Source organism: Brotaphodocola sp. (assembly GCF_050873365.1).
Classification (GTDB): domain Bacteria; phylum Bacillota; class Clostridia; order Lachnospirales; family Lachnospiraceae; genus Brotaphodocola.
The window spans coordinates 39,926-49,362 of sequence record NZ_JBNMIQ010000023.1 but is presented as its reverse complement, the minus strand read 5'-3'; the positions used below and the strand labels follow the sequence as shown (position 1 = coordinate 49,362).

7 protein-coding genes are annotated in these 9,437 nt (G+C 48.0%); 5 read left to right on the top strand and 2 right to left on the bottom strand.

Annotation, left to right across the window (positions count from 1 at the left end; all coding sequences use genetic code 11):
* Positions 1-168 precede the first annotated feature (168 nt).
* Together ACR0QT_RS10865 and ACR0QT_RS10860 are read right to left on the bottom strand one after the other, a co-directional pair.
* A complete protein-coding gene (locus ACR0QT_RS10865; RefSeq protein WP_432630797.1) occupies positions 169-999 on the bottom strand; it encodes a MurR/RpiR family transcriptional regulator in 831 nt (276 codons plus the stop codon).
* Positions 983-1,810 (bottom strand): MurR/RpiR family transcriptional regulator, encoded by an 828-nt coding sequence (locus ACR0QT_RS10860; RefSeq protein ID WP_432630796.1) that lies wholly within the window; start codon positions 1,808-1,810, stop codon positions 983-985. The genes ACR0QT_RS10865 and ACR0QT_RS10860 overlap by 17 nt, the downstream gene beginning before the upstream one ends.
* Positions 1,811-2,068: 258 nt before the next feature.
* Here ACR0QT_RS10860 and ACR0QT_RS10855 point away from each other — a divergent pair, with 258 nt between their 5' ends.
* The 5 genes from ACR0QT_RS10855 (at position 2,069) to ACR0QT_RS10835 (ending at position 9,096) form a co-directional block, all read left to right on the top strand.
* Positions 2,069-3,394 carry a 6-phospho-alpha-glucosidase gene (locus tag ACR0QT_RS10855; protein ID WP_432626372.1) on the top strand — a complete coding sequence of 442 codons (1,326 nt, stop codon included), beginning with the start codon at positions 2,069-2,071 and terminating at the stop codon, positions 3,392-3,394.
* A gap of 127 nt (positions 3,395-3,521) precedes the next feature.
* Positions 3,522-5,522: a glucose PTS transporter subunit IIA gene (locus ACR0QT_RS10850; protein WP_432630795.1), complete on the top strand. Its 2,001-nt coding sequence runs from the start codon at positions 3,522-3,524 to the stop codon at positions 5,520-5,522.
* A 384-nt stretch (positions 5,523-5,906) separates the two neighbouring features.
* Complete coding sequence (locus tag ACR0QT_RS10845) at positions 5,907-6,050, top strand: hypothetical protein (RefSeq protein ID WP_432630794.1); 144 nt, start codon at positions 5,907-5,909, stop codon at positions 6,048-6,050.
* Positions 6,032-7,684: an ATP-binding response regulator gene (locus ACR0QT_RS10840; protein ID WP_432630793.1), complete on the top strand. Its 1,653-nt coding sequence runs from the start codon at positions 6,032-6,034 to the stop codon at positions 7,682-7,684. The genes ACR0QT_RS10845 and ACR0QT_RS10840 overlap by 19 nt, the downstream gene beginning before the upstream one ends.
* 80 nt (positions 7,685-7,764) lie before the next feature.
* The gene (locus tag ACR0QT_RS10835; protein WP_432630792.1) at positions 7,765-9,096 is read left to right on the top strand and encodes an MATE family efflux transporter; all 1,332 of its coding nucleotides are present in this window, start codon (positions 7,765-7,767) and stop codon (positions 9,094-9,096) included.
* The last annotated feature ends 341 nt before the right edge of the window (positions 9,097-9,437 follow it).

Genomic DNA, 9,437 nt, shown 5'->3' with positions numbered 1-9,437 from the left:
GTCAGCTCTGCTGACATCTTCTTATCAAAATCACTGCGCATCCTCGCGGAGCGTATAACTCAGAAGGGGATTGTCTCCCCTCCTGAGAAAGTTTGTGATACCCCCACCTATAGAGGAGGGGGACATCCACTCTGAGTTATATGACAGGAGATTGCGTCCTGTCTTTTTTTATTTAGAGTTATCTGGGGCAGGAAAATCGTTCTCGGTCGGGAAAACAGAGGGTTCTTCCGCCGGATGGGGCTTGGCGGAAGTGTGTCTCTTCTTCAGAGTCACAAGCTCGATCAGGATCTGCGCAATCGCGAAGAGACCGATTCGGGGGTTTGTGTCGACATTGGCAAGCTCCTGATTCTGATCGTTCGAGAAGAAAGCATAGGTGCTCAGAGACACGAGAGGGCTGTCTCGTTCACAGGTCAGAAGAATCGTCTTGATGCCTCGCTCGGAGGCAGTCTCCATGATGGACTGATAGTGCTGGGGATCTCCGTGTGCGCTGACGATCAGCAGAACCGAGTCCCGGCTCATCTGCCCGATCAGACTGCCGAGAAGGCGTTGCCATTCGATCAGGATACAGCTGTAATCGAGGCTTGAGAGCACCGCGTGCAGATAACTTGCAGTCAGAGAGCTCAGATTGGAACCGCAGATGTAGATCGGGCGGTCGCTGGTCAGAAGATCGGCGACTTCCTGGAGCGCATCGAGATCGAGCTGTTCAAGGTTGTCGCGAAAGAGCGCGAGGGAGTGTTCAATGATGTCATCGGAGAAGAGGGCAGAATTTTTCTGCTCTTTGAGCTGTTGGCGGAGCTGATATTTAAACTCATTGAAGCCTTTGAATCCGAGTTTCTGGCAGAAGCGGACGATCGTCGCGCTTGAGGTGTAGAGCTCATCGCTCATCTCCTCGAGGTTCATATAGAGGCACTGAGGAAAATGATTCTCAAACCAGTCGAGAATCTCGGCTTCGGTCGGAGTCAGAAAGAGCGAGTGGGCCTGTTCAAAGATCGGAATCATGGGAATCTCCTTTCTGTTTGTAGTCGAGATAGCAGTTGATGATCGTGCAGATGACGTAGAAAATTGGCAGACGCGAAGTGAATTCTGCACCACTGTTTTCTCTCTGGTCGGTAAAAAATCGATAGTTGATGTCGGCGAGGGAGGCAATGCTGTTGCTTGAGTACGGCGTGATTGCAAGGATCGGGATATTGTTTGTGCTTGCGACTCGCGCAAGGCGCTCGGTCGGACCGAAGTTTCCGGAGGTGCTGACGAGAATCAGCAGGGCCTTTCGGGTCAGCGAGTGCAGAAGGTGCTCGCACATCCGCGCGGAGGCAGTCCGGTAGACATTCTGACGACCGATTGAGAAGAGTAGTTTCTCGAAGTAGTCGCACGGAATCTCCGTGATTCCGGCGGGCGAGAAGATGTAGATCGGGCAGTCGCTGTCGAAGAAGGCGAAGGTGCGCTCGAGAAGATCCTGAGAGATCAGGTGGGACGTTCCGGAAATGTTGTTGAACATCTCGGAGATCATGACCTGACGCTCCATGGAGATTGAAGTCGGAAGTTTCTTGGAAGCGGAATCGACGACGTTTTCCTGATCTGACTGCTTGGATGCATTTGTGCGGAGTGCGTACTTGAACTCGGCAAAGCCGGAGAAGCCGAGCTTTCGACAGAAGCGGAGAACGGTTGCCGGGGAGTAGGAGATCACCCTCGAAAATTCGTGGATGCTCATCTCGCAGGTCTCTGAACTGTGACCGTATACATACTGAAGAATTTTCAGTTCATTTTTGCTCAGACTCTGAATGATTTGATCGTTTAACTGAAGCGGAAACATGAAATCCTCCTTTCTCGGGATGCTTTTGTGCATTTTTTTAAAACGTAGGAATCTTGCATAAATTCCAACTTTTATGTCTTTATTTTATGGCAAAAACATCCTATTTGTCAATGAAAAAAGTTACTATAAGAGTAATTTGTAATAAAATACGAGACTGTAATCAGAACAAACAGAAACTATTTACATCTTAGTGAGAAAAGTGTATGCTTAGGTCAACAGAAACGAAGAGGGTATCTCGAGAGAGAGAAAGGAGTAGCAATGAAGAGTTATAATGTATGTATCGTAGGTGGAGGAAGCACTTATACACTGGGATTCTTAAAGTCCTTCGTAAGACTGAGAGAGGAATTCCCGTTAAAGAAGCTGGTTCTGTTTGATATCGATGCAGAGCGTCAGGAGCCGATCGGAAAGTACGGCGAGATCCTGTTCAAGGAGCGTTTCCCGGAGCTTGACTTCTCTTATACGACCGACATCAAGGAAGCATACGAGGGAATGGATTTCGTATTCATGCAGATGAGAGCCGGCGGTCTTCCGATGCGTGCAAAAGATGAGCACATTCCGCTGTCCATGGGAATGATCGGACAGGAGACCTGTGGTGCTGGTGGAATGGCTTACGGCCTGCGTTCCTGCGTAGACATGATCAAGGCTGTTCACGACATTCGTAACTACGCTCCGGATGCATGGATCTTAAACTACTCCAACCCGGCAGCTATCGTAGCAGAGGCACTGCGCAGAGAGTTCCCGGATGACAAGAGAATCTTGAACATCTGTGACCAGCCGGAGAACGTAGTACGTTCCTGCAGCCGTCTGCTTGGATGCAACTGGGAGGATCTTGATCCGGTATACTTCGGCCTGAATCACTATGGTTGGTTCACCCATATCTATGATGCACATACCGGCGAGGATCTGCTTCCGAAGATCCGTGAGACGATCGCAAAGAACGGCTTCCTTCCGCAGGATGCAGAGCAGAGAGATCAGTCCTGGCTGGATACCTACGGAATGGTACAGACCATCATGGCTGACTTCCCGGACTACCTGCCGAACACCTATGACCAGTACTATCTGTATCCGGATTACAAGGTACAGCACCTTGATCCGAACTTCACCAGAGCAGATGAGGTTATGGCCGGACGTGAGAAGAGAGTCTTCACTGAGTGTGCAGAAGTTATCAAGGAAGGCAAGTTAGGAGATCGTTTCCATGCTATCTCCGATGCACATGCAGAGATGATGATCAAGGTTGCAGAGGCAATCGCATACAACAAGAACAGCCGTCACATCCTGATCGTTGAGAACAATGGTGCAATCGCAAACATGCAGGACGATGCAATGGTTGAGGTTGTTTGTGAGCTTGGTATCAACGGACCGCGCCCGATGAGAGTCGGCAACATCCCGCAGTTCTATCTTGGTCTTCTTGTAAACCAGGTATCCTGCGAGAAGCTGATCGTAGATGCTTACTATGAGCACTCCTATGAGAAGGCTCTTCAGGCATTCACCCTGAACCGTCTGATCGGCGATGCAAAGAAGGCTAGAAAGGTCCTGGATGCCCTGATCGAGGCAAACAAGGGAATGTGGCCGGAGTTAAAGTAATTCGTTCTTTTGAACGCAACGTATAGAATAATAAAATAATTATTAAGGCAATGTAACACAACAGAGGGGAAGCAGAAAACATGTGAAAGGCGCCACGGATTGGGAGCCGTGGCGTGGGAGGTTTAGTATGAACAAGAGCAAAGTCATGAACTTCTTCTCAGACCTTGGCCGAAGCCTGCTGATGCCGATTGCGGCATTGGCAGCTTGTGGTATTGTTCTGGGACTCAGTGCTGCGCTGTTAAAGGCACAGGTACAGGCTGCTGTACCGGTATTGTCGGTAGGAATTCTTCATTTCATCATCACGACAATCAACAAGGTATCCGGCATTGTATTCACGCTGATCCCGGTTCTGTTTGCAATCTCGATTGCATTCGGACTTGCTAAGGAAGAGAAGGAAATTGCGGCGTTTGCGGGTTTCATCGGATATTATACATTCCTGGTGGCATCCGCTTGTATGATTAATTCTGGTTTTATGGATTTCAGTGCACTGAAAATATCCACGATTCTTGGCGTTGAGACGATGGATATGGGTGCAGTTGCCGGTATGATCACTGGTATCGTAACGGCAGCACTTCACAACAAGTATCACAAAGTAACATTCCCGGTAGCGGTATCATTCTACGGTGGAAAACGTTTCGTGGCACTCGTTGTAATTCTGGCTATGACGGCTGTTGGACTCGTTGCTCCGCTTGTATGGGCTCCGGTTTCCATGGGAATCGATGCACTCGGCGGTCTGATTTCCGCAGCAGGTCTTGCTGGAGTATTCTGTTACGGATTCTTAGAGCGTCTGCTGATCCCGACCGGTCTGCATCACGTTCTGAATGGTATCTTCCGTACCACTGCAATCGGTGGTGTGTTCCAGGGCGTTGAGGGATGCTTAAACATCTTCCTTCAGTTCGTAGATAAGGTAGATCTGTCTGAGCTTCAGCCGTTCACCGTATTCCTTGGACAGGGCAAGATGCCGATGATGATGTTTGGTCTTCCGGGTGCAGCACTTGCAATTTATCGCACCGCACCGGCAGAGAAGAAAGCACGTGTAAAGGCACTGATGATCGCAGGCGTTGCAGCCAGCGTAGTATCCGGAATTACCGAGCCGATGGAGTTCTCCTTCATGTTCGTAGCACCGGCACTGTTTGTCTTCCATGCAATCATGGGTGGTCTTTCCTTCATGCTGATGGCAGCATTCAAGGTTATCGTTGGTAACACCGGTGGTGGTCTGATCGACTTCTTCATCTGGGGTGTATTCCAGCCGGGTTCTCACTGGTACTGGATCGTGATTGTAGGACCGTTCTTCTTCATCGCTTACTATCTGGTATTCAAGACCTACCTGACCAAGAAGAATCTGTCGATCGATGTTGCAGACGAGGATTCTAAGGAAGAGACCGAGAGTGCGGGTACCGCAACAATCGGCAACAAACAGCTTGCACAGGCACTTGAGATCATCGAGGGTCTTGGTGGCAAGGACAACATCAAAGTAGTTAATAACTGTCTGACCAGACTGAGAGTAGATGTAAAGGATATGTCCGCAGTCGATGAGCCGAGACTGAAGAAAACTGGTGCAATGGGCTTCGTTCATTCAAGCGACGTTCACATTCAGGTTATTTACGGACCGAAGGTTGAGGGAATCGCTGCAAATGTACGTGAGGCACTGAAGAAAGAGACGAAATCTGCACCGAAGCAGGCAGAGTTTTCCGCTCCTATCACAGGAAATGTGATTCCGATGGAGCAGGTTCCGGACCCGGCATTCTCTCAGAAGATGATGGGTGATGGATTTGCAATTGAGCCGACTGAGGGCGTTGTTCAGTCTCCGGTAGATGGAATTGTGGAAGTAGTATTCCCGACCGGACATGCCGTTGGACTTCGTTCCGATGATGGTTCTGAGATTCTGATTCACCTTGGAATCGATACGGTAGAGCTGAACGGAAAGGGATTTGAGGTTTCCGTAAAGCAGGGCGACCGTGTAAAGAGTGGAGATGTTCTTGTAAAAGTAGATCTCGACTATGTGAAGAGTGCAGGTAAGAAGACCGTATCTCCGGTAATTTTCACAAGCGGAGAGAAGATTACACTTCTGAAGAAGGGCATGGTATCAAGGGGAGAAAAATCCGTGATCCGAATTGAGAAGGCGTAAAGAAGTTCGTGAAGCAATACTTCATAAAGTAACACTTCGTGAAGTAACAAATTCATGGAGTAACAAATTCATGAGGTACCAAGATAATCAGGCATCAAAGTAGTTAAGCACTAAAGTAATCAGGTACCAAAGTGATGAAGTAACGAAAACGTTACGAGGGGCTGTATAGTTCAAATTAAAGAGTGCCACAGAATGGTATGGGGAAATCCAGAAGTTCTGTGGCGCTTTTTTGCGTTCTATTCCATTCAAGCCAACGCCATTCAACAACATCATTTAAGCCAGCACAATCGTCAACTTGATGCGAGATTCTGATTGAAATCTGATTGAAAGCGGATAAATTGACAGAACATGTTATGAGAGTATAATGAAAGAGAGTCGCAATGTATGGGGATTAAGAAAATGTTCACGAAAACATTTCCTAGGGGATTTTTAGGAAAGCTAAGGGGGTTGAAAAATATGGGAAAGAGTATGGGAAAGAGAAGTGAATCTGCAAACAAGGAGGACCTACTATGGAAATCCAGAAGCTAAAAAAGAAAATGGAGATTTTGGAGCAGGCATTTGTTTGGGAGACGGGAGTTTATTATAACGTTAATCTGACAAAAAATGTAATTCCGGGAATTGTTCGTCAGGTAGTTGATGGAAAGGAATACAGTGTAAATGAGCGGATCGGTCTGCCGATCAACGCCAAATTTACCGATCTGGTCACTTACTGGGAGGACAAGGTGGCGGAGAACGAGAGAGAGGACTATTTGGAGTTCTTTCGCCTGGAACATCTGCTTGGAGCTTACAGAAACGGAGAGACTCATCTGATTCATACTTACTGGACTCAATCGATTCTCTTTAAGCCGATGCTTGCACAGCAACATCTTATCATGTTTGAAGATGAGGAAAATGGGGATGTGCTGGGAATCTCCTACATCCTTGACCGGACGAAACATTTTAATGAAAAGGAATTGAACCTTGCGGAGCAGAAACTTTTAGAAGAGGAGAAAGACAAGGCAGTCTCTGCAAATGAGATGAAGAGCCGTTTTCTCTCGTCGATTTCTCACGATATCCGCACCCCGATCAATGGGATTCAGGGAATGCTCAGAATTGCGGATGCGTTTCCAACGGATATGAAAAAGCAGGGTGAGTGCAGGGAGAAGATGTGGATTGCGACGAATTATCTCGTCTCTCTTGTCAACAACGTTCTGAATATGAATCACCTCGAAAATAAGTCGATTGATTTGAAGGAACAGCCGTTTAATCTGATTGATCTTCTGATGAGTGTGACGGCGATGGCGGATATTCAGACAAAGGCTCAGGGGCTTCACGGGATTGTGGACTGGAAACCGGGCTACATCACGCACAGATATCTGATTGGAAGTGCAGAGGGACTCTCAAGAATTCTGATGAATCTCAACAGCAATGCAATCAAGTACAACAAGAAGGGCGGAAGCATTTACTGTCGATGCAAGGAAGTCAAATGTGAGGGTGATACGGTCTGGATTGAGCTGATCAATGCGGACACCGGAATCGGAATGAGTGAGGAGTTCTTGAAGCATGCATTTGAGGCGTATTCTCAGGCAAATAATACTTCTTTGAACAGCATAAACGGAGTCGGCCTTGGCTTGTCGATCGTCAAGCAAACAGTTGAGATGATGGGCGGTACGCTGGAGGTGGAGAGCAAACTCAACGAGGGAACAAAATACACGATCCTGCTTCCGTTTAAGATCGATCCGAACCCGCAGACGGAAACAAAGCCGGTGAAAAAGATTTCTCTTAAGGGTGTCAAGGCCCTGCTTGTCGAGGACAATGATTTGAACCTTGAGATTGCAAAATTTCATCTGGAACAGGAGGATATTGAGGTCTTCACGGCGGTCAACGGTCAGGAAGCGATCGAGATGTTTGAAAAATCGGAGATCGGATATTACGACATCATTCTGATGGATATCATGATGCCGATTATGAACGGACTGGAGGCGACAAGGCACATCAGGTCGATGAACCGCGCCGATGCATTTGCAATTCCGATTATTGCGATGAGTGCAAATGCATTTGAGCAGGATATTCAGGAGAGTCTTGAGGCTGGGATGAATGCGCATCTGGTTAAGCCGATGGACGGAAAGAAAATCACGGATACGATGAGAAAATTCCTTGCGAACCGGATTCAGCCGGAGTAGAGAATGCGGAATCGTAACGTATAACGTACAAGGAAAAGTGTGCGGGATGAATGTACAGAAAAAATGAGGAGGAGAATGAGATGGCAGTGGTGGATATGACAGAGGGAAAAATTCCGCAACATTTGCTTGGATATTCGATTCCTTTGGTGTTGGGAAATCTGTTTCAGCTGACTTACAATGCGGTGGATTCGATCATCGCAGGACGATTTATCGGAAAGGAAGCGCTGGCTTCCGAGGGAATGGCGAGTCCGGTCATGAATATCGTCATTCTTGGAATATCGGGCATCTGCATGGGCGCAGGTGTGCTGATGAGCGAGTTTTTTGGTGGAAAGCAGTATGAGAAACTAAAGAGGGAAATGGCGACGGCAGTTCTGTTTGGATTGTATTTTTCGCTTGCCGTGATTGCACTCGGGATTTTCTTTACACCGTGGTTGCTTAGCGCACTCAATGTGCCGGATGAGCTGATGGAGATGACGTCGATTTATCTGAGAATCATCTTTCTCGGAGCGCCGTTTACCTACTTTTATAATGCGCTGGCATCGGCACTCAAGAGTGTGGGTGACTCGAAGACCCCACTGAAATTTCTGATGTTTTCCTCAATTCTGAATGGAGTTCTTGATCTGATCTTTATCGGAATCCTCGGTTTTGGAATTGTGTGTTCGGCCGTCACGACGGTTGTCGCGGAGGCAGTCTCAGCCGGACTCTCGATCTGGTATGTCTACCGGAAGATTCCGCTTCTCCAGTTGAAGAGAGGGGAGTTTCGGATGGACATGGGGCTTTTGAAGACGACGCTCCAGTATGGAACGGTGACGGCACTTCAGCAGTCGTGTCAGCCGGTCGGAAAACTTCTGATTCAGGGTTCGGTCAATGCGCTCGGAGTCAACACGATTGCGGCGTTCAATGCGGTGAACCGGGTCGATGATTTCGCGTGCATGCCGGAGCAGAGCATTTCCCATGGAATCACAACTTTCGTCGCGCAGAATCGCGGAGCAAAGAAGAAGGAGAGACTTCACAGGGGATTTCGCGATGGACTCTGCCTCGAGTTTCTCTACTGGGTGCTGATCTGCGGGACGGTGTTACTGCTTCGCAGACCGATCGTCGGGCTTTTTGTGACCGGAGAGGATGCGAAGGCGATTGTGATGATCGGCGCGCAGTATCTCGGGACGATGGCGTTCTTTTACATTTTTCCGGCATTTACGAATGGATTTCAGGGATTTTACCGCGGAATGGGAATGATGAAGATGACACTTCTCGGAACGTTTATCCAGACAACGCTGAGAGTGATTTTTACATGGATTCTCGCTCCGAGAATGGGGATTTATGGAGTCGCGATCGCGTGTGCCTGCGGATGGAGCGTGATGCTTCTCGTGGAGATTCCGTATTACTTTAAGGTCAGACGGGCGATGAAGTGAGGAGCTGACGAAGTTTTATAACAGAGTCTGGAAAAATGAAATAAGATAAAAAACAGCTCTGGATAAAAATCGTGATAGATAAAAAACGGCTCCGGTCGTGAGTAAAGTCATGCAAACGCACTCTCGTTCCGGGTTCCATGTAGCGGTGCATAAGACTGCAAACTACGCAGTCTAAGCACCGACATGTCACACGGGTTTGCATGCACTTTCTCAACTCCCGTCGCCTTTTGCACAACTTTCTTGTCCTCCAACAATGCTTGATAGCGTTGTAGGAAATGGAGAATTAGTATGAGATTCAAGTCGACGCAAGCATTGACTTGGCGCGTGATTTTGGTCAGCTC